Consider the following 26346-nt stretch of genomic DNA (forward strand, 5'->3'; position numbering starts at 1 on the left):
TCGGGTCAGGGCAGGGCAGGGCAGGTCGGGTCGGGTCAGGTCACGTCACGTCGCGCACGCGCAGCACCTCGGTGATGCCGCGCGCGGCCAGATGGGCGGGGTCCGCGGCGCGCTCCGCCAGGACCACCGCGGGGCGCACCCCCTGGGCCGTCAGCGAGGCCCAGGCTTCGAAGAAGGCACCGCCGGGGGCGCACACCGAGCGCCCCGGAGCCCCCGCCGCCCCGCCGGCGTCAGCGCCCACGGCCTCGCCCGCATCCCCGCCGACGTCCACGGCGAGCGCGGTGGACCGCGGGGCCGGGCGGTGCGCGCGGCCCCGCCACCGCGCGGCGATCCGGGAGACGGCGGCGCCGGCCGGCTTGGTCCGGCGGTCGTTGGTGAGCAGGCCGAGGCCGTACTCCAGCTCCGGGAAGTCCGCGAGCTGCCGGGACACGTCGTGCGAGCACCACCAGGTCACGCCCCACAGGTCCGGGCAGTCCAGCGCGTTCGCGACGGTGGCCTCGGTGAACCGCGCCGCGTGCTCGGGCGGGATCAGCGGCGCCGGGGCACCGACCTCCTGGAGCCACACCGGGCGGTGCGGGTCCAGGGCCCAGGCCTTGGAGAGCTCGATCAGGTAGGCGGCATGGTGCTCGGTCGCCGTCCCGCTCCGGCCGTGGCGCTGCGCGGTGCCGTTGAACACCCAGGAGTGCACGGCGGTGGCCCCGCCCAGCCGGGCCGCCTGGGCCGCGGTGAAGGGGTGCCCGTCCCGGTACCAGGCCGCGTCGTACTCGGCATGCAGATGCAGCCGCCCCGGGGCGCCCTCCTCGCACGCGGCGAGCATCCGCTCCAGCCAGCGGGCGGCCTGGTCCGGGGTGATCCGGTCGGGGTCGGGGTGCGGGGCGCCGGAGAACTGGTTGATCTCGTTGCCGACCGTCATGCCCAGGAAGTTCGGCCGGTCGGCGAGGGCCGCCGCCAGCGTGTGCAGGTACTCCTCCTGCCCGGCGACCACGTCAGGGTCGGTGAAGATGCTGCGCCGGTGCCAGGTCCGGGTCCATGCGGGCAGGAAGTCGAAGCTCGACAAGTGCCCCTGCAGGCCGTCCACGTTGACGTCGAGCCCGTGCTCGGCGGCCGCGTCGGCGAGCGCGACGAGCTGCTCGACGGCGCGCGGCCGGATCAGCGTCCGGTTCGGCTGGAAGACCGGCCACAGCGGGAAGACGCGGATGTGGTCCAGCCCGAGCGCGGCGATCGAGTCGAGGTCGGCCCGCACCTCGTCGAGGTCGAAGTCCAGCCAGTGGTGGAACCAGCCGCGGGCCGGCGTGTAGTTGGCGCCGAAGCGGAGCGCGTCATCGGGCACAGGGCGTCCTGGAGTTCTGGAGTACGCGAGTACTGGAGGAATTCACCGGATGCGGCACAACCTGCCGCTGCGGGTGAGGAAAGTCAACAGGGCCCCCGCTCGTTTACTTATGCGCTTCAGCCCAGTTGACACAAGGGTTCCGTGCAGAAGAGCCTGAGGAAACTAATGCGCTTTAGTTGTGGCTGGCCGCAAGGAAGTGCGCGGAAATGGACAGTGGTATCAGCGGTATTTCGGTCACGGCGGCCGGGCGCGAAGCTCCGTGCGCGCAGCGGACCGCCGGGGCGTCCCGTGGCGCACGGGTCCGGGGATCCGGCGGAACGGGAGCCGCAGCGGCCCGTGTCCAGATGCTCCTGGCTGCACGGCGCGGGGGCCGCCCCGCGGGAGGTCGGCCTACGCCGCTTCCCCGTACGGGACTTGGCCGGTGATCGCCCCGTGGCCCGGCCCTCGCGGCCCGGTGCCTGCGCCTTCCGGCGCCTGCGCGTTCCGGCGGACGGGGCGGGGCCGAGGTGGAGTTCGAGCCGCGGCCGCCGCTCCACACCCGTCCCCGGAGACCAATGGATCGTCATAAAAGCGGCCTGTCAGGGCAGGATCGCGTACGGTCCGGCCATTGCCGTCCGTATTCCGCCACGTGTGACGCACCCGAAGGACGAATGAGGCAGGCCATGGCCCGCAGACCCACGATCAAGGACATCGCCCGGCAGGCCGGTGTGTCGGAGAGCGCCGTCTCCTTCGCGCTCAACGACCGGCCGGGCGTCTCGCAGGACACCCGGGCCCGGATCCGGCGTGTCGCCGAGGAACTCGGCTGGCAGCCCAACAGCGCGGCCCGGGCCCTGTCCGGCGAACGCTCCGGCGCCGTCGGCCTGGTCCTCGCCCGGCCCGCGCACACGCTCGGCGTCGAGTCCTTCTTCCTCCAGCTCGTCTCCGGCATCCAGGAGGTCCTCTCCGCCGCCCGGACCGCCCTGCTGTTCCAGGTCGTCGAGGACATCGACGCCGAATGCGCGGTCTACCGCCGCTGGTGGGCCGAGCGACGGGTCGACGGCGTCCTCGTCGTCGACCCGCGTACGAGCGACCCGCGGCCGGCGCTCCTGGAAGGACTGGCCCTGCCCGCGGTCACCATCGGCGAGGCGCTGTCCCCGGGCGACGGCGCGGCCGACGGCCTCGGTGACGGGGGCGGGGGCGGTGACGGCGGTGGTGACGGGGCCGGGAGGGGTCCCTCCTCGGCTCCTTCCCCGGCTCCCTCCGCGACCCTGTCCTCGGTCCGGGCCGACGACGCCGGCGCCATGGCCCAGGTCCTGGAGCACCTGTACGGGCTGGGCCACCGCCGGATCGTGCACGTCGCCGGGCTCCCCGGCCTCGCCCACACGGTCCGCCGGATGGAGTCCCTGCGGACCGAGGCCGCACATCGCGGCCTCGGCCCGGACCGGGTGCGCTCGGTGGTCACCGACTACTCCGACGCCGAGGGCGCGGCGGCCACCCGACGGGTCCTCGCCGAGCCGAATCCGCCCACGGCACTCGTCTACGACAACGACGTGATGGCTGTCGCCGGGAGCGCGGTCGCCGCCGAGCTGGGCATCCCCGTCCCGGGCCGGCTGTCGGTCGTGGCCTGGGACGACTCCGCGCTCTGCCGGGTCACCCATCCCCGGCTCACCGCTCTCGTACGGGACACCGCCGGCTTCGGCCGACTGGCCGCCGAGGAGCTCCTGGCCGTCCTCGCGGGCAGCCCGCCCGGGGTGCGGATCAGCGAGCGGCCGAGGCTGGAGCCTCGCGAGAGCACGGCGCCGCCTCCGGCGCATACTTAAACCTGAAACCTTCCTGGAGCCGCCACCGTGATCATTCCCAGTGCCCCGTTCCCCGCACCGCGGGCCGCCGCAGCGGCCTCCGGACCGACGGTGGCGATCGACATCGGCGGTACGAAGATCGCCGGTGCGCTGGTGCACCCCGACGGCACGATGACGGCCACCACCCGCCGCCCGACCCCGCGCGGGGCGGACGCCGACGGTGTCATGGCGGCGGTCGCCGAGGTCGTCGCCGACCTCTCCGCGTCGCCGCTGTGGGCCTCGGCGGTCCGCTGCGGGATCGGCAGCGCCGGCCCGGTGGACACCTCCCGGGGCACGGTCAGCCCGGTCAACATCGGGGCCTGGCGGGAGTTCCCGGTCCAGGAGCGGGTCGTGGCGGAGCTCGCGGCGCGCGGGGCCGACCTGCCGACCGTGCTCGCCGGTGACGGGGTGGCGATGACCGCCGCCGAGCACTGGCTGGGCGCGGCCCGGGGCCACGCGAACGCCCTGTGCATGGTGGTCTCCACGGGCGTGGGCGGCGGCCTGATCCTGAACAACCAGCTCCACCCCGGCCCCACGGGCAACGCGGGACACATCGGCCACATCAGCGTGGCCTTCGACGGCGAACTGTGCGCGTGCGGCGGCCACGGGTGCGTCGAGTCGATCGCCTCCGGTACGGCGATCGCCCGCTGGGCCCTGGACCAGGGCTGGACGCCGCCGGGCAGGGCGGGGGCCGGCCCAGGCGTGAACGGCGCGCGCGGCGGGGGCGATGCCTCGGCGGCCGGCGTGGCCGCTGCCGCCGCCGAGGGTGACCCGATCGCCCTGGCCGCCTTCGACCGGGCGGGCCGCGCCCTGGCCGCCGCCATCGCGGCCACCGCGACCCTCGTGGAGACGGACATCGCGGTCATCGGCGGTGGAGTGGCAGCCGCCGGCGACACCCTCTTCGCCCCGATCCGCAGCCACCTCGCGGCCTACGCCACGCTCTCGTTCGTCAAGGACATCCAGGTGGTGCCGGCGATGCTGGGCACCCATGCGGGGCTGATCGGCGCGGCCGCGGCTGCGACCATGCTGCTGCCTTCGCCGCCGTCCTCTTCGTGAACCTCAGGGCTTTCAGGACCCTCAGGGCCCTCACGACCCTCAGGGCTTGACGGACCGGTAGTACCGGCGCGCGCCCTCGTGCAGGTCCAGCGGGTCGGTGTAGATCGCCGTCCGCAAGTCCACGAGCTGCGCCGCATGCACCTGGCGCCCGACGAGGTCGCGGCTGAGGATCACCGTCCGCGTCAGCTGCTCGGTGAGCTGGGGGTCGGTCCTCTCGGTGGTCACCAGCAGGTTCGGCACGGCCACGGTCGACACCGCGCTCGTGTTGCGCGCCCGCGCGTAGGCGTCCTGCGGCATCACGGCCGTCCGGTAGTAGCGCGCCGGGCTGCCGCTCTCCTGCAGCTGTTCCACCAGGTCGCCGAGTTGCACGAGCCGGATGTCGAAGCGCTCCGACAGCTCGCGCACGGCGTTCGTCGGCAGGCCGCCGGACCAGAAGAACGCGTCGATCCGGCCGGCCTCCAGCTCGGCCGGCATGGTGTCGATGCCGATGTACACCGACGTGATGTCCAGCACCGGGTCGATCTTGGCCGCCCTCAGCAGCCGCTCCGAGACCAGCCGCACGCCGGACCCCGGCTGGCCGATCGCGACCCGCTTGCCGCGCAGGTCACGGGCCGACTGCACCGGGGAGCCGGCCGGGACCACCAGCTGCACGTAGTCGTCGTAGAGCCGTGCGACCCCGCGCAGCCGGTCCGCGCCGGGCTTCTTGTCGAGCTGGTACTTGGCGACCGCGTCCGCGGTCGCCACCGTGAAGTCCGCCTCGCCGGTGGCCAGCCGCTTCAGGTTCTCCTGCGAGCCCTCACTGGTCTCCAGCCGTACGTCCATCCCGGGCATGTCCCGGCCGAGCGCCTGCTCCAGGAGCTGCCCGTACCGGTGGTAGACCCCGGTCCGCGCGCCCGTGCTGAAGGTCAGCTCGCCCTGCAGTTCCGGCTGCCCGAAGGGCTTCAGCCACCACGTCAGGACCCCGAGCACGGCGAGTACGGCCACCAGGACCCGCAGGGCGTGGCGCCTGCTGATCCGGGGCGGTACGAGAGGCATGGCCGCGATCCTGCCACCCGTCCGCCGTCCTGTCACGGCGCGGGCCGTCCGGGGGCTCCCGAGCGGAGCCTTCCCAGCAGCTTGTGCGCGGCCGGCCCGGGCGGTCCGTCCGTGCGCCAGGCCAGCGCGACCCTCCCGGTCAGCCCCGGCTCGGTGATCCGCAGCGCGCACAGTCTGCCGCTGCCGCTGCCGCTGCCGCTGCCGCTGCCGCTGCCGCTGCCGCTGGCGGTGCCGCTGCCGCTGCCGCTGGCGGTGCCGACGCCGGTGCCGACGCCGGTGCCGGTGCCGGCCCGTGGGCCCGCTCCCGACTCCGCCCCGGACGGCACCACCGCCACCCCCAGGCCCCGCGCGGCCAGCCGGACCAGCACGGCGGGCGCCGCCGCCTCGAAGTCCACCCGCGGTGCGAAGCCCGCCTGCGCGCACGCCCGCTCCAGCACCCCGCGCAGCCCGGTCCCCCGCGGCAGGCTGATCAGGGCCCGCCCGCGCAGGGCGGTCAGCGGGATCCCGCCGTCCACGGCGGCCGCCACCAGCGGATCGTCCGCCCGCACCGCCGCGACCAGGGGTTCGTCGAGCACCACCTGGCAGGAGACGCCCGGCGGCGGCTCCCCCGCGAGGCCGACCACCGCCAGGTCCAGCTCCCCGCGCAGCAGCGCGGCCAGCATCCGCTCCGAGGTGTCCTCCGAGAGCGCGATCTCCACCCCGGGGTGCTCGTCGTGGAAGGCCCCGAGCACCTCCACCACGTCGAACCCGTCCACCGCCGCCCCGGCCGCCCCCGGGATCAGCCCCAGGGCCACCCGCCCGCGCAGCAGGCCGGAGAACTCCTCGGCCGTCCGCCGCACGCCCTCCACCGCCGCCAGCGCGGCCCGCGCGTACGAGAGCACCGCCCGGCCCGCCTCCGTCGGGGTCACCCGCCGCCCGGACCGGTCGAGCAGCCGCTGCCCGAGCTCGCGTTCCAGGTGCGCGACCTGAGCGCTCACCCCGGGCTGTGACACGTGCAGCCGCGCCCCGGCCCGCGTGAAGCCGCCCTCTTCCACCACGGCCACGAAATAGCGCAGCTGAGCCAGTTCCATAAGCGCGGATTCTAGATCGCAGAAGGACCCGCTCTTGGACTTATGCCCGGTGCCCCCTCGACCCTGAATCCATGAGCCGATCAGCGCCCGGACCCACGCCCGGACCCACGCCCCGACCGACGTCCCGACCCGCGTCCCGCTCCGCCTCCCCCGCCTCCCCCGCCTCCGTGCGCCGCCGTACGATCGCCGCCGCCGTCGCCGCCGAACGCCGCGAGCTGGCCGACGTACTGGACGCCCTCACCCCGGACCGGTGGGACGCCCCGTCCCTCTGCGCCGGCTGGCGCGTCCGCGAGGTCGCCGCCCACCTGTCGCTCGGCTTCCGCACCACCCTCCCCGGCTTCGCCGCCGAACTGCTGCAGGCCCGCGGCAGCCTGCACCGGATGACCGACCGCACGGCCCGCCGCGACGCCGCCGCCTTCACCGCGCGCGAGCTCGCCGCGCTGCTCCGCGAGAACGCCGGCCACCCCTGGAAACCGCCCGCCGCCGGCCCCACCGGAGCCCTCGCCCACGACGTGGTCCACGGCCTCGACATCACCGTCGCCCTCGGCCACCCGCGCCGCGTCCCCGAGGACCGGCTGCGGCTCCTCCTCGACGCGGTCACCCCCCGGTCCCTGCGCTTCTTCGGCGCGGACCTGACCGGCGTCCAGCTGCGCGCGCAGGACCTGGACTGGTCCCACGGCGAGGGAACTCCGGTGTACGGGGAAGCCCAGGACCTGCTGCTCGTCCTCTTCGGCCGCCGCCTTCCCCCGGGTCGGCTGAACGGGGGACCGGAGGGCCACCGGGTACCGCCTACCCTTGTTGCATGACCAGCAGCGACCGGAGCCAGGCAGTGGACGTGAAGCGAAGCTACGAGGTGCGCACCTACGGGTGCCAGATGAACGTGCACGACTCGGAGCGGCTCTCCGGTCTGCTGGAGGACGCCGGCTACGTCCGGGCGCCCGAGGGCGCCGACGGCGACGCCGACGTCGTGGTCTTCAACACCTGCGCGGTCCGCGAGAACGCCGACAACAAGCTGTACGGCAACCTCGGGCGACTGGCCCCGATGAAGACGAAGCGCCCCGGCATGCAGATCGCCGTCGGCGGCTGCCTCGCGCAGAAGGACCGCGACACGATCGTCAAGCGGGCCCCCTGGGTCGACGTCGTCTTCGGTACGCACAACATCGGCAAGCTGCCCGTGCTGCTGGAGCGCGCCCGCATCCAGGAGGAGGCGCAGGTCGAGATCGCCGAGTCGCTGGAGGCCTTCCCCTCCACGCTCCCGACCCGCCGCGAGTCCGCGTACGCCGCCTGGGTCTCGATCTCCGTCGGCTGCAACAACACGTGCACCTTCTGCATCGTCCCGGCCCTGCGCGGCAAGGAGGAGGACCGCCGGCCCGGCGACATCCTCGCCGAGGTGGAGGCCCTGGTCGCCGAGGGCGTCTCGGAGATCACCCTGCTCGGCCAGAACGTGAACGCGTACGGCTCGGACCTGGGCGACCGCGAGGCCTTCAGCAAGCTGCTGCGCGCCTGCGGCCAGATCGAGGGCCTGGAGCGGGTCCGGTTCACCTCCCCACACCCGCGCGACTTCACGGACGACGTGATCGCGGCGATGGCCGAGACCCCGAACGTGATGCCGCAGCTGCACATGCCGATGCAGTCAGGATCGGACACGATCCTGAAGGCGATGCGCCGCTCGTACCGCCAGGAGCGGTTCCTCGGGATCATCGAGAAGGTCCGCGCCGCGATCCCGCACGCCGCGATCTCCACCGACATCATCGTGGGCTTCCCCGGTGAGACGGAGGAGGACTTCCAGCAGACGATGCACGCGGTGCGCGAGGCCCGTTTCGCGAACGCCTTCACCTTCCAGTACTCCAAGCGGCCCGGCACCCCCGCCGCCGACATGGACGGGCAGATCCCCAAGGAGGTGGTCCAGGAGCGGTACATGCGCCTGGTCGCCCTCCAGGAGGAGATCTCCTGGGACGAGAACAAGAAGCAGGTCGGCCGCACCCTGGAGGTCATGGTCGCGGAGGGCGAGGGCCGCAAGGACGGCGCCACGCACCGCCTCTCCGGCCGCGCGCCCGACAACCGCCTGGTCCACTTCACGAAGCCGGAGGCGGAGGTCCGCCCGGGTGACGTGGTCACCGTGGACATCACCTACGCGGCCCCGCACCACCTGCTGGCCGAGGGCCCGACGCTGACCGTGCGCCGGACGCGCGCCGGCGACGCCTGGGAGAAGCGCAACGCCGCCCCCGCCCAGCCGGCGGGCGTCATGCTCGGGATCCCGAAGCTGGGCGTCCCGTCGCCGCTGCCGGCCGTCACCTCCGGCTGCTCGGTGCCCGCCTCCTCCTGAACGACACGGGTCCCGCGCCTGCGGCTAGGCTGCGGATCATGCTCGTAGCCGCTGCCGTCTGTCCCGCCCCGCCGCTGCTCGTGCCGGAGGTCGCCGCGGGGGCCGCCGGCGAACTCGGCGACGCCCGCACCGCCTGCTCCGACGCGCTGGCGGTGCTCGCCGCGTCCCGGCCCGACCTGCTGGTCGTGGTCGGGGCCGCCGCCGAGGGCGGCGCGTACGACCAGGGCACCCCCGGCGGCTTCGCCGGGTTCGGGGTGGACCTGACCGTCACCCTGGGCCCCGACCTGGGCGAACCGCCGAGCGGCCACGCCACCGGGACCATCCTCCCGGCCTCCCTCGCGGTGGCCGGCTGGCTGCTCGGCCAGGCCCGCTGGGCGGCCGCCCCGGTCGCCGGAGTGGCCGTCGCCGCGGACCTCGCCCCGAGCGGCTGCGGCCTCCTCGGCGCGGACCTGGGCGGTTCCGCCGAACGCGTGGCCATGCTGGTCCTCGGGGACGGGAGCGCCTGCCGCACTATCAAGGCCCCCGGCTACCTCGACGAGCGGGCCGCCGCCTTCGACGCTGCCGCCGCCCGCGCGCTGGGCGCCGCCGACGTGGCCGCGCTGGCCGGGATCGACGCCGCTCTCGCGGCCGAGCTCCAGGCCGCCGGACGGGCCCCCTGGCAGGTGCTGGCCGGCGCCGCCGAGGGCGCGGAGCTGGAAGGGCGCCTGCTGTACGAGGACGCACCGTACGGCGTGGGGTACTTCGTCGCCGCCTGGTCGTAGCCGCGCGGCGGCCGCAGAGCCGACAGGGGCGGCCGTAGGGCTCCTGGAACGGCCGTAAGGCTCCTGGAACGTGGAACGGCGAAAGGGGCGCGGGGGGGGGGGGGGGGGGGGGCCCGGCCCGCGCCGCCCGCCCCGGGGGGGGGGGGGGGGGGGGGGGGGGGGGGCGGCCGGGGGGGGGGGGGCCCGGGCCCCCCCCCCCCCCGCGCCCCTTTCCCTGACCGCGTCAGGAGGCGGCCGGCGGCGTCGGCCCGCCGGGAGCGTCCTTGTGCGCGATCTTTCCCAGGGCGTCCTTCGCCTTGCCCGTCCCGCTCGTGATCTGGCCGCTGTACTTGCCCTTGGTCTTGGAGTCCATGGCCTTGGCCACCTTGTCCAGACTCTCACCGATCTTGCCCTCGTGCTGCAGGGCGAGATCGCCTACCTTGTCCTTCGCCGGACCGAGCTTGGCCTTCAGATTGTCCAGCAGGCCCATGGGTCACCTTCCGTCGGCGGTCGCTACGTGCGGGCGCCCTCGCCGGTCTCGCTGTCCGCGGCCACCGGGGCCGCCAGCTGCTTCGGAATCTCCACGACTCCCGCCTCCGGAGACTTCTCTGCAACAGGCTCGGCCTCCTCGGCCGCACCGGACTCCGCCGTCAGGTCCTCCGCCGCGACCGCCTCGGTCACGACCTCGTCCTTACGACGAAAAAACCGATCAAAAACGCCCATGTCTACTCCCGTAACGTTACTCGTGTGAGTGAAGTTCCGCGTCGAACCGGACCGGCCTGCGCCGGGCGTACGCAGGGCGCATGCCCGGCCGGAACCTCGCCAGGGCAACGACCCCGACCTCACCCCGTCACGTAACTCGATCGGGTACATGCTGTGGGGTTTGCGAGACTGGGGCGGTGAGGAAAGCAGCCCCCGCCCCGCGGGTCATCGCCGTCGTAGGTCCCACCGCGGCAGGAAAGTCCGACCTGGGCGTAGCCCTGGCACGCCATTTCGACGGCGAAGTCGTCAACGCCGACTCCATGCAGCTGTACCGGGGGATGGACATCGGCACTGCCAAGCTGACGACCGGGGAACGCGGCGGTGTCCCGCACCACCTCCTCGACATCTGGGACGTCACCGACACCGCCAACGTCGCCGACTACCAGCGGCTGGCTCGCCTGGAGATCGACAAACTGCTCGCCGAGGGCCGCACCCCCGTCCTCGTCGGCGGATCCGGCCTGTACGTCCGCGGGGCCCTGGACGTCATGGAGTTCCCCGGCACCGACCCCGAGGTGCGGGCCCGCCTGGAGGAAGAGGTCACGCTCCGTGGCCCCGGCGCCCTGCACGCCCGCCTCGCCGCCGCCGACCCGGCCGCCGCGCAGGCCATCCTGCCCAGCAACGGCCGCCGCATCGTCCGCGCACTCGAAGTGATCGAGATCACCGGCCGCCCCTTCACCGCCAACCTGCCCGGCCACGACTCCGTCTACGACACCGTGCAGATCGGCGTCGACGTGGCCCGCCCGGAGCTCGACGAACGGATCGCCCTGCGGGTCGACCGGATGTGGGAGGCCGGGCTGGTGGACGAGGTCCGCGCGCTGGAGGCCCTCGGGCTGCGCGACGGAATCACCGCCTCCAGGGCGCTCGGCTACCAGCAGGTGCTGGCCGCGCTCGCCGGTGAGTGCACCGAGGACGAGGCCCGGGCCGAGACCGTCCGGGCGACCAAGCGGTTCGCCCGCCGCCAGGACTCCTGGTTCCGCCGCGACCCGCGCGTGCACTGGCTCAGCGGGGCCGTCGCCGACCGGGGGGAACTCCCCGGACTCGCGCAGTCGTTGGTCGAACGAGCGGTCACAGCCTGATCACGTGATGGCATCGGGACGCCTCACGCGCCAGAAGTGGGGCCGGGGGCGTGCCATCATCAAACCCCAGCGGGTGCGATCACCTGCGATGAACGGCGGCGTACTGAGTCCGAGTGGGGAGGGCGCGTGGCGATGGAGGCCGGCCCTCGTGACACCGGGCAGGACGACACCCGGAGGGAAGCGGATCCGATGCTTCTGGACGGGACGGACGGGACGGACGGGCCCACAGGGCTCGGGCTGCCCGCCGATCCGGCGCGACTGACCCCGGACGGCCCGGACACCCCGGACTCCGCCGAGGCGGAGGCCGCCGCCGGACCCGAGTTCGAGGTCGAACTGCGCCCGCAGCGCCGCCTGCGCCTGTGGCAGATCGCCCCCATCGCGATGCTCGCCGCCACCGGTTCGCTGATGTTCGCCTTCCCGCTCGCCTTCGAGTTCGGCGACGGCGGCGCGGTGGTCGCCATGCTCGGCTTCCTGATCAGCTGCTGCGCCGGAGGCTGGGGAATGATGGCCGCCCGACGGGTCGGCTACACGTGGCCCGGTCTCCCGGCCCGGGGGAGCGGCCGCCGCCCGGACTGGCGCATGGCCGCGCTGTACGCCGTCGTCGCACTGGCCGTCGTAGGTCTCGCCGTGTACCGGGTCGCCCGGCTCCGCTGACCGCCCCCGGCCGGTTCCGCGTCCCGGCTCCGCCTCCCGGCCGGTTCCGCCCCTCGGACGGTCCGGCACCTCTGAGCTGGGGCTCGGTACCATGGGCGGGTGACGCAGACCACCCTCTCCTTCCTCAAGGGCCACGGCACCGAGAACGACTTCGTGATCGTCCCGGACCCGGACAACGCCATCGAGCTGCCCGCGTCCGCCGTCGCGAAGCTGTGCGACCGGCGCGCCGGGATCGGCGCGGACGGCGTCCTGCACGTCGTCCGGTCCGCCGCGCACCCCGAGGCCGCGCACCTGGCCGACGAGGCGGAGTGGTTCATGGACTACCGCAACAGCGACGGCTCCATCGCCGAGATGTGCGGCAACGGCGTGCGCGTCTTCGCCCGCTACCTTCAGTACGCCGGACACGTCGAGCCCGGTGACCTCGCCGTCGCCACCCGTGGCGGCGTCAAGCGGGTGCACCTCGACAAGGGGGGCGACGTCACCGTCTCCATGGGCCGCGCCGAGCTCCCCGAGGGCGAGGTCACGGTCAGCGTCGACGCCCGCAGCTGGACCGCGCGGAACGTGAACATGGGGAACCCGCACGCGGTGGCCTTCGTCGAGAGCCTCGACCACGCCGGGAACCTCTTCGCCGCCCCCGCGTTCAGCCCGGCGTCCGCCTACCCCACCGGGGTCAACGTCGAGTTCGTCGTCGACCGCGGCCCCCGGCACGTCGCCATGCGCGTCCACGAGCGCGGCTCCGGCGAGACCCGCTCCTGCGGCACCGGCGCCTGCGCCGTCGCCGTGGCCGCCATCCGCCGCGACGGCGCAGACCCGGCCGCCACCGGCGAGCCGGTCGCGTACACCGTCGACCTCCCCGGCGGAACCCTGATCATCACCGAGCACCCCGACGGCCAGATCGACATGACCGGACCGGCCGTGATCGTGGCTGCGGGGGAGTTCGACGGGGCCTGGCTCACCGAAACGGCTTTCGGCTGAAGCTTCCCTCTAACGGGTGATCCGTTTCACGCTGAGCGAGAGGTGGACTGCGCCACGTGGTGGGGTCGGTAACATCAGGCACCGGCCCTGAGGGCTCACCCCATGCCCACCACCGCCGGTCGAAGCCGCCGGAGGTGCCCATGAGTGCAGAGGCCACGAACCCCGAAGCACACCCCGAAGCGCGCCCTGAGCTCCGCAGACGGGGGCGGACCAGGCTCGATCTGCGCCGGCTCGGGCGCGCGGCCCTGCTCGGGCCGACGTCACGAGACCGGCTTCCGGACGCGATCGGCCACGTGGCCGAGGCGCATCGCGCCCACCACCCGGACGCCGATTTGTCCATTCTGCGCCGCGCGTATCTTCTCGCGGAGACCTCGCACCGCGGTCAGATGCGAAAAAGTGGTGAGCCGTACATCACACATCCGCTCGCCGTCACCCTGATCCTCGCCGAACTCGGCGCCGAGACCACCACCTTGACGGCCTCTCTGCTCCACGACACCGTCGAGGACACCGACGTGACCCTCGATCAGGTCCGGGCGGAGTTCGGCGACGAGGTGTGCTTCATCGTCGACGGCGTCACCAAGGTGGAGAAGATCGACTACGGCGCCGCCGCCGAACCCGAGACCTTCCGCAAGATGCTCGTCGCCACCGGCAACGACGTCCGCGTCATGTCCATCAAACTCGCCGACCGACTGCACAACATGCGCACCCTGGGCGTGATGCGCCCCGAGAAGCAGGCCCGCATCGCCAAGGTCACCCGCGACGTCCTCATCCCGCTGGCCGAACGGCTCGGCGTGCAGGCCCTCAAGACCGAGCTGGAAGACCTCGTCTTCGCGATCCTGCACCCCGAGGAGTACGAGAGCACCCGCGCGCTCATCGCCGCCCACGCCGGGGAACGCGACCCGCTGCCCGCCATCGCCGACTCCGTGCGCGGCGTCCTGCGCGACGCCGGCATCGCCGCCGAAGTACAGGTCCGGCCGCGGCACTTCGTCTCCGTGCACCGCATCGCCCGCACCCGCGGCGAACTGCGCGGCTCCGACTTCGGCCGCATCCTCGTCCTCGTCGGTGAGAACGCCGACTGCTACGCCGTGCTCGGCGAGATGCACACCTGCTTCACGCCGGTCATCTCGGAGTTCAAGGACTTCATCGCCACCCCGAAGTTCAACCTCTACCAGTCGCTCCACACCGCCGTCGCCACCCCCGAGGGCTACGTGGCCGAGGTCATCGTGCGGACCCGGCAGATGCACCGCGTCGCCGAGGCCGGCGTGGTCGCCCTGGGCAATCCGTACGCCACCGCGACGCCCGACGCCGCCGCCACCGACCCGGACGAGGAACGCGTGGACCCCACGCGGCCCGGCTGGCTGTCCCGGCTGCTCGACTGGCAGCAGTCCGCGCCCGACCCCGACACCTTCTGGACCGTGCTCCGGGCGGAGCTGGCCCAGGACCGGGAGATCACCGTGTTCCGGGACGACGGCAGCGCCACCGGCACGATCAGTCTGCCGGCCGGGGCCAGCTGTATCGACGCCGCCTACGCGCAGCACGGCGAGGCGGCCCACGGCTGTATCGGCGCCCGCGTCAACGGGCGCCTCACCTCCCTGTCCTCCCCGCTGTCCGACGGGGACACCGTCCAGCTGCTGCTCGCGCAGGACGCCTCCTCCGGACCCGCCGCCGAGTGGCTGGACCACGCGCGGACCCCCGCGGCCCGGATCGCCATCAGCAGCTGGCTCGAAGCCCACCCCGACCGGGCCATGGCCACGACCTCGGCCGCCCGGGCGCCGCTGTCCGTGGTCGGGGCCCGCGGCGGCGGGGGCAACGCGGTCGCCGATCTGCCGGACGCCACCGTACGACTGGCAGGGTGCTGCACCCCGGTGCCGCCGGACGCCGTCGCCGGCTTCCTGGTCCGCGGCGGGGCCGTGACCGTGCACCGCATCCACTGCGCGGCGGTGGCGCAGATGCGGGCCGTGGGGCGCACCTCCGTCGCGGTGCACTGGCGGGCCACGGCGGACTGCCGGGTCACTCTGCTCGCTGAATCGTTCGGCCGCCCGCATCTGCTGGCCGATCTGACCGAGGCCATCGCCCGCGAGGGGGTCGAGGTGGTCTCCGCGACCGTGGAACCGCCGGTCGAGCAGCGGGTCCGGCACAGCTACACCCTGCAGCTGCCCGACGCGGCCGGGCTGCCCGCGCTGATGCGGGCGATGCGGGACGTGCCGGGCGTGTACGACGTCAGCCGGGTGTAGACGCCGGCCGGGCGCGGGTGCGGACGTAGGACGGTGCAGACGTAGGCCGGTGCGAACGTAGGCCGGAACGACTCCGGAAGGCCCCGTTCGGGTGGACCTGTCGCGCGCCGTACGCGGCCGTGTGGCGGGCGCTGGTAAGCGGTGGTGGATGCAGCTCTCCTCCCCGCGCCTGCGCGCCACCCTGCTCGCCGCGGCCTCCCTCACCCTCGTCGCCGCCGTCCTGCCCCCGCCGAAGCCGCTGGGCATCGGCGACCGGCTCTTCCCGGAGCTCGGGAACCCCGGGTACGACGTACTCTCGTACGACCTGTCCTTCGACTACAAGGACAACCTGAGCCCGCTCGACGCGGTCACCGTCATCGACGCCCGCGCCCTGGAGCGGCTGGAGCGCATCAACCTGGACTTCACGCACGGCAAGGTGGCGTCCGCCGAGATCAACGGGGAGCCGGCGCGGTTCGAGAGCGTGGCGGAGGACCTCGTCCTCACGCCCGCGCGCCCGGTGGCGGACAAGATGCCGCTGCACATCACCATCCGGCACACCAGCGATCCGCGCGGCCGCGGCGACGGCGGCTGGGTGCCCACGGAGGACGGCCTGGCCATGGCCAACCAGGCGGACGCCGCGCACCGCGTCTTCCCCTGCAACGACCACCCCGCCGACAAGGCGTTCTTCACCTTCCGGATCACCGCCCCGGCCGGCCTCACGGCCGTCGCCAACGGGGAGCCGGTGGCCCCCGCCGTACGGCTCGGCCCCACGACGACCTGGACGTACCGGACCCGGCACCCGATGGCCACCGAGCTGGCCCAGGTCTCGGTGGGCCGCTCCGAGGTCGTGCACGGCACCGGACCGCACGGGCTGCCGCTGCGCGACGTGGTGCCCGCCCAGGACCGGCAGCGGCTGGACCCCTGGCTCAAGAAGACCGCGGGCCACATCGAGTGGATGGAGGAGAGGGTCGGCCGCTACCCCTTCGAGAACTACGGGGTGCTGATCGCGCGGGCCACGACCGGCTTCGAGCTGGAGACGCAGACGCTGTCGCTCTTCGAGAGCAATCTGTTCGCGGGCGAGGGCTACCCCGACTGGTACGTCGAGTCCGTGATGGTCCACGAGCTCGCCCACCAGTGGTTCGGCGACAGCGTCACCCCGCGGACCTGGTCCGACCTGTGGCTCAACGAGGGACACGCCACCTGGTACGAGGCCCTGTACGCGGACGGCCTCGGCAAGTACTCCCTGGAGCGGCGCATGCGCGAGGCGTACCAGCGCTCCGACCAGTGGCGGGCGGCGGGCGGCCCGCCGGCCGCCCCGAAGGCCGCCGCGCCCGGCGAGAAGATCGGGCTGTTCCGGCCGGTGGTCTACGACGGGTCCGCACTGATCCTCTACGCCCTGCGGCAGGAGATCGGCACCGAGGCCTTCGAGCGGATCGAGCGGCGCTGGGTCACGGAGAACCGGGACGGGATCGCGGGGACGGCCGACTTCGTAGGCCTGGCCTCGCAGGAGGCGGGCCGCGACCTCACGGCCTTCCTGGAGCCCTGGCTGTACGGGGCCACGACCCCGCCGATGCCGGGGCACCCGGAGTGGAGCGGCAAGGCGGCCTCCGGCAGGGCCGCGGCGGACCCGGCCTCCGGCAGGGCCGCGGCGGACGGGAGCGCCCAATAAAGGGTGTGACCGGTGAGGAACGGGCATGTCACCATCGACGGGGCCGCGCGGGGAATCCCCCGGCGGTGTGACACGTTGGACGTGACAGTTAACGTGACACTGCTATTCGAATCGACGTAAGGATCCAATGACCTCCTCTTCTTCCCCTTCCCAGGACGCGCGGGACGCACAGGACGTGCGGGACCCGCAGAGCTTCACCGAGAGCCTTCGGGCCGATGCCCTGATGGAAGAGGACGTCGCCTGGAGCCACGAGGTCGACGGAGACCGGGACGGCGAGCAGTTCGAACGCTCCGAGCGCGCGGCCCTGCGCCGCGTGGCCGGCCTCTCCACCGAGCTCGAAGACGTCACCGAGGTCGAGTACCGGCAGCTGCGCCTGGAGCGCGTCGTACTGGTCGGTGTCTGGACCTCCGGCACGGTGAACGACGCGGAGAACTCCCTCGCGGAGCTCGCCGCCCTCGCGGAGACGGCGGGTGCCCTCGTACTCGACGGTGTGATCCAGCGCCGTGACAAGCCGGACCCCGCCACCTTCATCGGCTCGGGCAAGGCGCGCGAGCTGCGTGACATCGTCATGGAGAGCGGCGCCGACACCGTCGTGTGCGACGGTGAGCTCAGCCCCGGCCAGCTCATCGCCCTCGAAGACGTCGTCAAGGTGAAGGTGGTCGACCGGACCGCGCTGATCCTCGACATCTTCGCCCAGCACGCCAAGTCCCGAGAGGGCAAGGCGCAGGTCGCACTCGCGCAGATGCAGTACATGCTGCCGCGACTGCGCGGCTGGGGTGCCTCGCTGTCCCGCCAGATGGGTGGCGGCGGCGGTGGCGGCATGGCCACCCGAGGCCCCGGTGAGACCAAGATCGAGACCGACCGGCGACGGATCCGCGAGAAGATGGCGAAGATGCGCCGGGAGATCGCGGAGATGAAGACCGGCCGTGACATCAAGCGGCAGGAACGGCGTCGCAACAAGGTGCCCTCGGTCGCCATCGCCGGTTACACCAACGCGGGCAAGTCCTCGCTGCTCAACCGCCTCACGGGCGCGGGCGTGCTGGTGGAGAACGCACTGTTCGCCACCCTCGACCCGACCGTGCGCCGGGCCGAGACGCCGAGCGGCCGGGTCTACACCCTGGCCGACACGGTCGGCTTCGTCCGGCACCTGCCCCACCACCTGGTCGAGGCGTTCCGCTCCACGATGGAGGAGGTCGGGGATTCCGACCTGATCCTGCACATCGTGGACGGTTCGCACCCGGCGCCGGAGGAGCAGCTGGCGGCGGTGCGCGAGGTGATCCGCGAGGTCGGCGCGGTGAACGTGCCCGAGATCGTCGTGATCAACAAGGCGGACGCCGCGGATCCGCTCGTCCTGCAGCGGCTGCTGCGCATCGAGCGGCACTCCATCGCCGTTTCGGCGCGGACGGGCATGGGCATCGAGGAACTCCTCGCGCTCATCGACTCCGAGCTGCCGCGGCCCGAGGTCGAGGTGGAGGCCATGGTGCCGTACACGCGCGGCTCGCTGGTCGCCAAGGCGCACGCCGAGGGCGAGGTGATCTCCGAGGAGCACACCCCGGACGGCACCCTGCTCAAGGCACGGGTCCACCAGGAACTGGCGGCGGACCTGGCGCCGTACGCGCTGGCGAAGCGCTGAGCGTGCTTGACGGCTTGACGGCTTGAGGGCTTGACGGCTGAGGCCCCCCTGCGGTGCAGGGGGGCCTCAGCCGTTCGGTCACGCTCAGGGTCCGGGGCTACTCGAACCGCTCGGACTACTTGAACTTGGCGCTGACGGCGTCGAAGATGCCCTTCGCCTCCGGCCCCAGCCGGGGTCCGGCCAGCCAGCCCGCCTTGGCCGGGCCGATCGAGGTGTTCGACACCAGCGCCGGCCTGCCGTCGGAGCCCGCCGTGACCCAGCCGCCACCGGAGGCACCGCCGGTCATGGTGCAGCCGATGCGGTACATCACCGGGTCGTTCGCGCTCAGGGACAGCCGGCCCGGCCTGTCCGTGCACTGGAAGGCGCGCTGGCCGTCGAAGGGAGCCGCCGCCGGGTAGCCCGTCGCCGTGATGCTCGCGACCTTCGGCACGGCCTGCGCGTTGAACTCCACCGGGAGCGCCGAACCGACCGTCTCCTCCAGGGACTTCTTGCTGCCCTTCTCGGGCGCCACGTGCAGCACCGCGAAGTCGTACGGGGCACCCGCGCCGCCGGTCGGACCGCCGCTCGCGATCCACTGGTCGGAGGTCTGAGCCCAGTCGCTCCACCAGACGCCGAACGGGGCCACCGTCTCGCGGGGCGCGCCCTTGAGCTGCGCCGCCGGCTTGCCCGCGTTGTTGTAGGACGGGACGAAGGCGATGTTGCGGTACCAGCCGCCGGCCTTGCCCGCGTGGACGCAGTGGCCCGCGGTCCAGACCATGTTGGACTTGCCGGGGTGGGCCGGGTCCTTGATCACGGTCGCCGAGCAGACCATCGAGCCCTCGGGGCCGTCGAAGAACACCTTGCCGGACGCCGGAACGCTCGTGTGGTAGGGCGGGGTGGCCTGCTTGGCCGCCACCGGGGCCGGGGTGGGGTCGGTGACGCCCTGGTCCTTGCCCGCGTCGGGGTCGACGGCCGGACGCTGCGGCTGCTCGGCATCACGCATGCGGTCCGGGTCCCACAGGCCCTCGATGACCGGGTTGATGTAGTCGCCCGCCTCGCGGAGCCAGTCCTCCTGCTTCCAGTTCTTCCACTCACCCCCCTTCCACTTCTCCAGGTCTATTCCGTGCTCCTTGAGCTTGTCCTTGAGCTGGTCCGGGATCTTGATCCCGTCCTGGCCCGGCAGGCTCGCAGCCACGGTCGGCTTGGCGTCGCCGCCGGCCTCCCCGTCGCCGGGGCCGCAGGCAGCCGCGGTCAGCGCGAGCGTGGCCGCGCACAGAATCGCGGTGACCGGTCGGTTCGGTCGCATGTCGTTCGTCCCCCTGGGAGTTCGAGGAGTGGAGTAGCCCCCCACTATGCCGCTGTCGCCGAGGACGACACAGGCCGGGGCCGCGGTTCCTGGCGCTCTCCCCTTGCGGGACAAGGATCTTGAGTCAACCCGTGATCCCTCGCCGTCACCGTCGTTGGTACGTACGGGGGATGGGGGAGCAGCGTTCATGTTCGAGACGCAATCCGGAAGAGCAATCAGTGCGGGAGGACCGACACTCGTGGCTGTCACCGAGCCGGCCGCGGCGGCGGCCACGACAGAGATCCCGCCTCAAGTGCCGCCGCAGGGAAGCCGGGGACCGGGGTTGGACGCTCCGGATGCCCCGGGCGGTCCGGGCGTGAGCGGTGGGCCGGGGGGTTCCGCCGCTCCCGAAGGCATCCTGCGCAGACAGGCGCAGCGGGAGTCCGCCGCCCGGACGTACGCGCGCGCGCTGCCCATCGTCCCGGTGCGGGCCCGCGGGCTCACCATCGAGGGCGCCGACGGGCGGCGTTACCTCGACTGCCTCTCCGGCGCCGGCTCGCTCGCCCTCGGGCACAACCACCCGGTGGTGCTCGAAGCCATCCGCGGCGTCCTCGACTCGGGTGCCCCGCTGCACGTGCTGGACCTCGCGACCCCCGTCAAGGACGCCTTCACCACCGAGCTGTTCGCCAACCTGCCGCCTGCGCTGGCAGCCGACGCGCGCATCCAGTTCTGCGGTCCGGCCGGTACGGACGCCGTCGAGGCCGCCCTCAAACTCGTGCGCACCGCGACCGGACGTCCCGGGCTGCTCGCCTTCACCGGGGCCTACCACGGCATGACCGCCGGGGCCCTGGACGCGTCGGGTGGCGCCCCCGGGGTACGGGTGACCCGGCTGCCGTACCCGCAGGACCTCCGCTGCCCGTTCGGCGTCGGCGGCCCCGAGGGCGCCGAACTCTCCGCGCGCTGGACGGAGAACCTGCTGGACGACCCGAAGGGCGGCGTGCCCGCCCCGGCCGGCATGATCGTCGAACCCGTGCAGGGCGAGGGCGGGGTGATCCCCGCCCCGGACGGCTGGCTGCGCCGGATGCGCGAGATCACCGCGGCGCGGGGGATCCCGCTGATCGCCGACGAGGTGCAGACGGGTGTCGGCCGGACCGGCGCCTTCTGGGGAGTCGACCACGCCGGGGTCGTGCCCGACGTCATGGTCCTCTCCAAGGCGATCGGCGGCAGCCTGCCGCTCGCGGTGATCGTGTACAGGGCCGGCCTGGACGTCTGGGCCCCCGGCGAGCACGCGGGCACCTTCCGCGGCAACCAGCTCGCCATGGCCGCCGGTACCGCCACGCTCGCCTTCGTCCGCGAGAACCGGCTCGCCGAGCGCGCCGCCGTCCTGGGGGAACGGATGCTGGCGGCCCTGCACGGCCTGGCCTGCGGCCATACCTGCATCGGCGAGGTACGGGGCCGGGGCCTGATGATCGGCGTCGAACTCGTCGACCCCGACACCGGGGCCGCGGCACCGTCCCTCGCCGCCGCCGTCCGCCAGGAGTGCCTGGACCGCGGCCTGATCGTCGAGCTCGGCGGCCGCCACGGCGCCGTGGTGCGCCTCCTTCCCCCGCTGACCCTGACCGACGAGCAGGCCGCGGCGGTCCTCGACCGCCTGGCCGACGCCATCCCGGCCGCCGCCCGCCGGACCCACTGACCCGCACCCCGAGGACCCGCGATGCCAGACCCGCACCAGTCCACCCCCATCACGGAGACCCAGCCGCTGTCTTCCGACCGGCCCGCCCCACCGCCGGGAGCGGCCCAGGCGCAGCCGCGGCCGCTCCCGGACCACGAGGCGGCCGCTGCCGCCCAGGGGCAGCCGTCACTGCCGCCCGGCACCGCGGTGCCGCTACGGGAGGCGGCCGCGGAACCGCCGTCCCCAACACCCCGGCTCGACGTGCCCGATGTGCAGGGCTCGGGTTCCACGGTCAGCCCGCCGGCCCGGCCCGTACCGGCCGAGGACGCACCGGCCCCACCCCCGGCCGGCACGCCGCCCCACGCCGACGGGGCCACGGCCGAGCAGCCGCAGCCGGGCCCGGCGGGCGCACCCGGAACACCGGCCGAGCAGCTCCCCCCGGCAGCCGCGGCCGCCACCGGGACCGGCGCCGGACCCGGAGCAACGGCCACGGTGCCGCGGCAGAAGGACGGCACACCCCGGCCCCGTTTCGGATGGACGAGCCCCCTCCGGCTGGAGCCGACCACCCTGCCCGACCTCCTCAACCACCCCGACCCGGCCGTCGCCGCCGAGGCCGCGGCGGTGGAGAACCTGCTCCGCTGCTGGGTCCGCGAATCCGGTCTCGGCCGCCCCGACGGCCCCGCCGGAACCCCCCTGCGTATCCCCCTTCCCGCTTCCGGCACCGCCCTGCTCGTCCCTGTCCGCCACTGGTCCCACGCCGGCTGGCACCGATTCGGTGCGGTCCGGCTCGAAGGCACGACCGCTGCCGCGCCCTCCCTCGACGCCGTCACCATCGCCGCGCTCATCGCCCGTGAGGGCACGAGCGGTGGCCGAGGCGCCGCCGACCTCGTCGGCCGGGTCGCCGACTCGGTGCGCCGTACCGCCGAATTCATCGCCGACCGACGGGAACGCCCCACCGCCCCGGCCCCCGTCGGCGGGGACCGTTTCCTCACCGCCGAACAGGCGCTCCTGCTCGGTCACCCCCTCCAGCCGGACCCGAAGAGCCGCGAAGGACTCTCCGAGGCCGAGGTGCGCCGCTACTCACCCGAACTCCACGGCTCCTTCCCCCTGCACTGGTTCGCCGTCGAACCCGCGGCTCTCGCGAGCGAATCGGCCTGGACCGAGAGCGGCCGCCCCGTCTCCGCCCCACAGCTCCTCGGCCGACTCGCCCCCGGGCTCCCGCTGCCCAACGGCACCACCCCCCTTCCCCTGCACCCCTGGCAGGCCCGCGACCTGCTCCAGCGCCCCGCCGTCACCGCCCTCCGTGACGCGGGACTTCTGCACGACCTGGGCCCGCACGGCGAGCCCTGGTACCCCACCTCCTCCGTCCGCACCGTCCACCGCCCGGGCGCCCCCGCGATGCTCAAGCTCTCCCTGGGCCTGCGCATCACCAACTCCCGCCGCGAGAACCTCCGCAAGGAACTCCACCGCGGCGTCGAGGTGCACCGGCTGCTCCGCACCGGCCTCGCCGAGCAGTGGCAGGCGTCCCACCCCGCCTTCGACATCGTCCGCGACCCCGCCTGGGTCGCCGTGGACGCCCCGGACGGAACCCCCGTGCCCGGACTCGACGCCCTGCTGCGCCACAACCCCTTCCGTTCGGGCGACGATCCCGTCTGCATCGCCGCACTCACCGCTCCCCGCCCATGGCCCGGCCGGACCACCATGAGCTCCCGCCTCGCCGAGCTCGTCACCGGGCTGGCCACCGCCACCGGCCACACCACGTCCGCCGTCGCCGCCGAGTGGTTCCTGCGCTACCTCGACCACGTGGTGCTGCCGGTCCTCGCCTTCGACGCGCTCGCCGGTATCGCCCTCGAAGCGCACCAGCAGAACACCCTGGTGCTCCTCGACCCGGCTGGCTGGCCGATCGGCGGCCGCTTCCGCGACAACCAGGGCTACTACTTCCGCGAATCCCGCCGCGCGGAACTGGAGCACCGGCTCCCCGGCATCGGAAGCGCCAGTGACACCTTCGTCTCCGACGCCGTCACCGACGAACGCTTCGCCTACTACCTCGGCATCAACAACGTGCTCGGCCTCATCGGCGCCTTCGGATCCCAGCGGCTAGCGGACGAACGGGTCCTCCTCGCCGCCTTCCGCCGCTTCCTCGCCAAGGCGGCGGGCCTCGGCCCGCTGCCCGCACGGCTGCTCGACTCACCCACCCTGCGCTGCAAGGCGAACCTACTCACCCGCCTGGGCGGTCTCGACGAGCTGGTCGGCCCCGTCGACACCCAGTCCGTCTACGTCACCATCACCAACCCCCTTCACGATTGACGCGTCGGCGCCGACGCGGAGAAGAGCCCCCGATGCCCTCCACCGACACCTCAGCCCCAGCTCCAGCCGCCGGATCCGCCCACGACACCCGCACCGCCACCGGCGTCGTCAAAGTCGCCGGCGTAAGGCGCGAACAACGCCTGAACGCCGGACTGCTGCCTCTGCTCGCCGAGGCCGACCTGCTCGATTCCCCCGCCATCTGGGGCAGCGTCACCACACCCGCCGGAGCCTTCCGCCTCGAACCCGTGCGGCCCGGCCGCGACCTGGAGCTCCTCACCGGCTGGATGAACGATCCCGAGGTGGCCGCCTACTGGGAGCTCGCGGGCCCCGCCGCGGTCACCGCCGACCACCTGCGGGCCCAGCTCGACGGCGACGGCCGCAGCATCCCCTGCCTCGGCCTCCTCGACGGCACGCCGATGAGTTACTGGGAGATCTACCGGGCCGACCTCGACCCGCTCTCCGGGCACTACCCGGCGCGCCCCCACGACACGGGTATCCACCTGCTCATCGGAGACGGCACGAACCGCGGCCGCGGACTGGGAACAGCTCTGCTGCGCGCCGTCGCCGACCTGGTCCTCGGCAACCGCCCCCGCTGCACACGCGTCGTCGCGGAACCGGACATCCGCAACACCCCCTCCGTATCAGCCTTCCTGAACTCCGGTTTCCGCTGCTCCGCGGAAATCGACCTTCCCGAGAAGCGGGCCGCCCTGATGGTCCGGGAGCGGGTGCTGCGCAATCTCCTCTGAGTGCCGCCCCGCAAACCCCGACCGTCGTCGGCAGCTTCGCACCTCTCCCTTCGATAACTCTGCGTAGCGAAGCAGAGTTCCCGACCTCCGAGGAGTCACGTGCCGAACTTCCCCGCAGCCCCCGACGCGGCCGAACCCGCCGTGCCACCGTCGCCCCAGCACCCCTGCACGCCGCCCGAACTCAACCGCACGACCTGGGACTTCGCTGCCCGCCGGCTGCTCGCCAAGATGCTCGGAGAGTTCGCCTACGAGGAGATCATCCGCCCCGTCCCCGCACCGGCCGCCGCCGGGGACGCCTGGGCCCTGACCCTCGACGACGGCAGCAGCCTCGGCTTCCGCGCCCGCCGACGCTCGTACGGCAGCTGGCAGGTCACCCCGGACACGATCACCCTGACCCCGCCGGCGCCCGAGCCGACCTCACCGCCCTCACCGACCGTTCCGGGAGACCTCGGGAGCCCGACCGCCTTCGGGGACCCGTACGCCTTCCTCATCCGGGCCCGCACCCTTCTCGGCCTCGACGGACCCACCCTCGGTCACCTCGTCCGCGAGCTCAGCGCCACCCTCACCGCCGACGCCCGGCTCGACCACACCGCACTCACCGCCGACGTCCTCGCCGACCTCGACTACGCCGCCCTCGAAGGCCACCAGACCGGCCACCCCTGGCTCGTCCCCAACAAGGGCCGCATCGGACTCTCCGCCTCCGACACCGCCGCCTGGGCCCCCGAGGCCCGCACCCGCCAGCGGCTGCCCTGGCTGGCCGCCCACACCTCGCTCGCCGCCTACCGCGGCACCGCCGGCCTGGAGGACCCCGCCCGGCTCTACACCGCCGAGCTCGGCCCCGTCACCCGGGCCGCCTTCGACCGGTTCCTGCGCGACCGTGGCCTCGACCCGCTCCACTACCTCTACCTCCCGGTCCACCCCTGGCAGTGGGACGAGGTCGTCCTCCCCCTCTTCGCCCCGGCGCTCGCCTCCGGCGCCCTGGTACCGCTCCCCGCCGATCCCGACGTGCGTCTTCCGCAGCAGTCCGTCCGCACCTTCCCCAACCTCAGCCGGCCCGACCGGCACAGCGTCAAGCTCCCGCTCTCCGTCTTCAACACCATGGTCTGGCGCGGACTGCCCAGCGACCTCGCGCTCGCGGCCCCCGCCGTCACCGCCTGGATCCACTCCCTCCGTGACGGCGACCCCTTCCTCCGCGACGAGTGCCGGGTCGTGCTGCTCGGCGAGGTCGCCTCCGTCACCGTCCGCCACCCCGTCTACGACGAGCTCCCCGAGGTTCCGTACCAGTACAAGGAGCTCCTCGGCACGATCTGGCGCGAGCCCCTGACCGGCCTGCTGGCACCCGGCGAGCGCGCCCGCACGCTCGCCTCCCTCCTCCACACCGACCCGCGCGGCAGGTCCTTCACCGCCGAGCTCGTCGCCCGGTCCGGGCTGACCCCCACCGTCTGGCTGGAGCGCCTCTTCGCCGCCCTCCTGCCCCCGCTGCTCCACTTCCTCTACCGCTACGGCACCGTGTTCTCCCCGCACGGCGAGAACGCCATCGTGATCTTCGACGAGCAGGACGTCCCGGTCCGGCTCGCGGTCAAGGACTTCGTGGACGACGTCAACATCACCGACGAGCCGCTGCCCGAGCTGGAGTCCCTGCCCGACGAGGTCCGAGCGGTCCTGATCACCGAGCCCGCCGACTTCCTGCCCCAGTTCATCCACTCCGGGCTGTTCGTCGGCGTCTTCCGCTACCTCTCGGCCCTGTGCGAGGACGGCGTCGGCGTCCCGGAGCGCGAGTTCTGGTCCCTCGTACGGGCGGAGATCCTGCGCCACCAGGCCCGCTTCCCGGAGCTCAAGGACCGCTACGAGCTCTTCGACCTGCTCGGCGAACGCATCGGACGGCTCTGCCTCAACCGGAACCGGCTGTACGAGGACGGCTACCGCGACCGCCCCGACCGCCCGCACGCCGTGCAGCACGGCACCGTACCCAACCCCCTGTACCGGCCATGATTGCTCGCC

At 73.5% G+C, this 26346-nt stretch carries 21 protein-coding genes; 15 read left to right on the forward strand and 6 right to left on the reverse strand.

All coding sequences use genetic code 11. The features are described 5' to 3' along the window. Positions 1-40 precede the first annotated feature (40 nt). On the reverse strand, positions 41-1330 hold the full coding sequence (locus tag ACFY04_RS26635) for a glycosyl hydrolase (protein WP_389120282.1): 1290 nt from the start codon (positions 1328-1330) through the stop codon (positions 41-43). Positions 1331-1992: 662 nt separating this feature from the next. Between ACFY04_RS26635 and ACFY04_RS26640 the strand changes: the two genes are divergently transcribed. Together ACFY04_RS26640 and ACFY04_RS26645 are read left to right on the forward strand one after the other, a co-directional pair. Beyond that, entirely contained in the window at positions 1993-3129 is a 1137-nt protein-coding gene (locus tag ACFY04_RS26640) for a LacI family DNA-binding transcriptional regulator (protein ID WP_389120284.1), read from the forward strand. 33 nt (positions 3130-3162) lie between these two features. Then, positions 3163-4203 (forward strand): ROK family protein, encoded by a 1041-nt coding sequence (locus ACFY04_RS26645; protein ID WP_389120520.1) that lies wholly within the window; start codon positions 3163-3165, stop codon positions 4201-4203. A 39-nt stretch (positions 4204-4242) separates the two neighbouring features. On the opposite strand, the gene ACFY04_RS26650 is transcribed toward ACFY04_RS26645, so the two are convergent. Both ACFY04_RS26650 and ACFY04_RS26655 read right to left on the reverse strand, forming a co-directional pair. Continuing rightward, positions 4243-5238: a TAXI family TRAP transporter solute-binding subunit gene (locus tag ACFY04_RS26650; protein ID WP_389120286.1), complete on the reverse strand. Its 996-nt coding sequence runs from the start codon at positions 5236-5238 to the stop codon at positions 4243-4245. A 32-nt stretch (positions 5239-5270) separates the two neighbouring features. Next, positions 5271-6308 carry a LysR family transcriptional regulator gene (locus ACFY04_RS26655; RefSeq protein ID WP_389120289.1) on the reverse strand — a complete coding sequence of 346 codons (1038 nt, stop codon included), beginning with the start codon at positions 6306-6308 and terminating at the stop codon, positions 5271-5273. 167 nt (positions 6309-6475) lie between these two features. Between ACFY04_RS26655 and ACFY04_RS26660 the strand changes: the two genes are divergently transcribed. Genes ACFY04_RS26660 through ACFY04_RS26670 form a run of 3 tightly spaced genes read left to right on the forward strand, consistent with a single transcriptional unit; the run spans position 6476 to position 9395 of the window. Beyond that, positions 6476-7114, forward strand: coding sequence for a maleylpyruvate isomerase family mycothiol-dependent enzyme (locus tag ACFY04_RS26660; RefSeq protein WP_389120291.1), 639 nt, complete (start codon positions 6476-6478; stop codon positions 7112-7114). Beyond that, entirely contained in the window at positions 7111-8634 is a 1524-nt protein-coding gene (gene miaB, locus ACFY04_RS26665; protein ID WP_389120292.1) for a tRNA (N6-isopentenyl adenosine(37)-C2)-methylthiotransferase MiaB, read from the forward strand. Before ACFY04_RS26660 ends, miaB begins: the two co-directional genes overlap by 4 nt. 38 nt (positions 8635-8672) lie before the next feature. Next, the gene (locus tag ACFY04_RS26670; protein WP_389120294.1) at positions 8673-9395 is read left to right on the forward strand and encodes a hypothetical protein; all 723 of its coding nucleotides are present in this window, start codon (positions 8673-8675) and stop codon (positions 9393-9395) included. Positions 9396-9618: 223 nt separating this feature from the next. Here ACFY04_RS26670 and ACFY04_RS26675 read toward each other — a convergent pair whose 3' ends face one another. Both ACFY04_RS26675 and ACFY04_RS26680 read right to left on the reverse strand, forming a co-directional pair. Then, positions 9619-9864, reverse strand: coding sequence for an antitoxin (locus ACFY04_RS26675; RefSeq protein WP_389120296.1), 246 nt, complete (start codon positions 9862-9864; stop codon positions 9619-9621). 23 nt (positions 9865-9887) lie between these two features. After that, the gene (locus ACFY04_RS26680; protein WP_229875451.1) at positions 9888-10055 is read right to left on the reverse strand and encodes a gliding motility protein; all 168 of its coding nucleotides are present in this window, start codon (positions 10053-10055) and stop codon (positions 9888-9890) included. Between the two features lie 218 nt (positions 10056-10273). Between ACFY04_RS26680 and miaA the strand changes: the two genes are divergently transcribed. From miaA to hflX, 6 genes are all read left to right on the forward strand, one after another. Continuing rightward, positions 10274-11212 (forward strand): tRNA (adenosine(37)-N6)-dimethylallyltransferase MiaA, encoded by a 939-nt coding sequence (gene miaA / locus ACFY04_RS26685; protein ID WP_389120298.1) that lies wholly within the window; start codon positions 10274-10276, stop codon positions 11210-11212. A gap of 132 nt (positions 11213-11344) precedes the next feature. Further along, a complete protein-coding gene (locus tag ACFY04_RS26690; protein WP_301374443.1) occupies positions 11345-11866 on the forward strand; it encodes a hypothetical protein in 522 nt (173 codons plus the stop codon). A gap of 99 nt (positions 11867-11965) precedes the next feature. Then, the gene (dapF, locus tag ACFY04_RS26695; protein ID WP_389120300.1) at positions 11966-12841 is read left to right on the forward strand and encodes a diaminopimelate epimerase; all 876 of its coding nucleotides are present in this window, start codon (positions 11966-11968) and stop codon (positions 12839-12841) included. Between the two features lie 140 nt (positions 12842-12981). After that, entirely contained in the window at positions 12982-15075 is a 2094-nt protein-coding gene (locus ACFY04_RS26700) for a RelA/SpoT family protein (RefSeq protein WP_389120302.1), read from the forward strand. 148 nt (positions 15076-15223) lie between these two features. Next, positions 15224-16723 carry a M1 family metallopeptidase gene (locus ACFY04_RS26705; RefSeq protein WP_389120522.1) on the forward strand — a complete coding sequence of 500 codons (1500 nt, stop codon included), beginning with the start codon at positions 15224-15226 and terminating at the stop codon, positions 16721-16723. A gap of 127 nt (positions 16724-16850) precedes the next feature. Further along, positions 16851-18356, forward strand: coding sequence for a GTPase HflX (gene hflX, locus ACFY04_RS26710; protein WP_389120304.1), 1506 nt, complete (start codon positions 16851-16853; stop codon positions 18354-18356). A 115-nt stretch (positions 18357-18471) separates the two neighbouring features. On the opposite strand, the gene ACFY04_RS26715 is transcribed toward hflX, so the two are convergent. Beyond that, the gene (locus tag ACFY04_RS26715) at positions 18472-19641 is read right to left on the reverse strand and encodes a serine protease (RefSeq protein WP_373038599.1); all 1170 of its coding nucleotides are present in this window, start codon (positions 19639-19641) and stop codon (positions 18472-18474) included. Between the two features lie 187 nt (positions 19642-19828). On the opposite strand from ACFY04_RS26715, the gene ACFY04_RS26720 reads away from it, so the two are divergent. The 4 genes from ACFY04_RS26720 (at position 19829) to ACFY04_RS26735 (ending at position 26337) form a co-directional block, all read left to right on the forward strand. Further along, positions 19829-21313, forward strand: a complete 1485-nt coding sequence (locus ACFY04_RS26720; protein WP_389120306.1) for a diaminobutyrate--2-oxoglutarate transaminase family protein — start codon at positions 19829-19831, stop codon at positions 21311-21313. A gap of 21 nt (positions 21314-21334) precedes the next feature. Next, entirely contained in the window at positions 21335-23599 is a 2265-nt protein-coding gene (locus ACFY04_RS26725) for an IucA/IucC family protein (protein ID WP_389120309.1), read from the forward strand. A 32-nt stretch (positions 23600-23631) separates the two neighbouring features. Continuing rightward, positions 23632-24345 (forward strand): GNAT family N-acetyltransferase, encoded by a 714-nt coding sequence (locus ACFY04_RS26730; RefSeq protein WP_389120310.1) that lies wholly within the window; start codon positions 23632-23634, stop codon positions 24343-24345. A 99-nt stretch (positions 24346-24444) separates the two neighbouring features. Then, positions 24445-26337, forward strand: a complete 1893-nt coding sequence (locus ACFY04_RS26735; protein WP_389120312.1) for an IucA/IucC family protein — start codon at positions 24445-24447, stop codon at positions 26335-26337. The last annotated feature ends 9 nt before the right edge of the window (positions 26338-26346 follow it).

It is taken from the genome of Streptomyces sp. NPDC001549, assembly GCF_042894025.1.
GTDB classification, from domain to species: domain Bacteria; phylum Actinomycetota; class Actinomycetes; order Streptomycetales; family Streptomycetaceae; genus Streptomyces; species Streptomyces kutzneri.

Bases quoted from the DNA above. Each gene is read 5' to 3' on its own strand.
- ACFY04_RS26640 (WP_389120284.1), top strand. From the start codon at position 1,993: ATGGCCCGCAGACCCACGATCAAGGACATCGCCCGGCAGGCCGGTGTG.
- ACFY04_RS26650 (WP_389120286.1), bottom strand. From the start codon at position 5,238: ATGCCTCTCGTACCGCCCCGGATCAGCAGGCGCCACGCCCTGCGGGTC.
- ACFY04_RS26655 (WP_389120289.1), bottom strand. From the start codon at position 6,308: ATGGAACTGGCTCAGCTGCGCTATTTCGTGGCCGTGGTGGAAGAGGGC.
- miaB (WP_389120292.1), top strand. From the start codon at position 7,111: ATGACCAGCAGCGACCGGAGCCAGGCAGTGGACGTGAAGCGAAGCTAC.
- ACFY04_RS26670 (WP_389120294.1), top strand. From the start codon at position 8,673: ATGCTCGTAGCCGCTGCCGTCTGTCCCGCCCCGCCGCTGCTCGTGCCG.
- ACFY04_RS26675 (WP_389120296.1), bottom strand. From the start codon at position 9,864: ATGGGCCTGCTGGACAATCTGAAGGCCAAGCTCGGTCCGGCGAAGGAC.
- ACFY04_RS26690 (WP_301374443.1), top strand. From the start codon at position 11,345: ATGGAGGCCGGCCCTCGTGACACCGGGCAGGACGACACCCGGAGGGAA.
- ACFY04_RS26700 (WP_389120302.1), top strand. From the start codon at position 12,982: ATGAGTGCAGAGGCCACGAACCCCGAAGCACACCCCGAAGCGCGCCCT.
- ACFY04_RS26705 (WP_389120522.1), top strand. From the start codon at position 15,224: ATGCAGCTCTCCTCCCCGCGCCTGCGCGCCACCCTGCTCGCCGCGGCC.
- hflX (WP_389120304.1), top strand. From the start codon at position 16,851: ATGACCTCCTCTTCTTCCCCTTCCCAGGACGCGCGGGACGCACAGGAC.
- ACFY04_RS26715 (WP_373038599.1), bottom strand. From the start codon at position 19,641: ATGCGACCGAACCGACCGGTCACCGCGATTCTGTGCGCGGCCACGCTC.
- ACFY04_RS26720 (WP_389120306.1), top strand. From the start codon at position 19,829: ATGTTCGAGACGCAATCCGGAAGAGCAATCAGTGCGGGAGGACCGACA.
- ACFY04_RS26725 (WP_389120309.1), top strand. From the start codon at position 21,335: ATGCCAGACCCGCACCAGTCCACCCCCATCACGGAGACCCAGCCGCTG.
- ACFY04_RS26730 (WP_389120310.1), top strand. From the start codon at position 23,632: ATGCCCTCCACCGACACCTCAGCCCCAGCTCCAGCCGCCGGATCCGCC.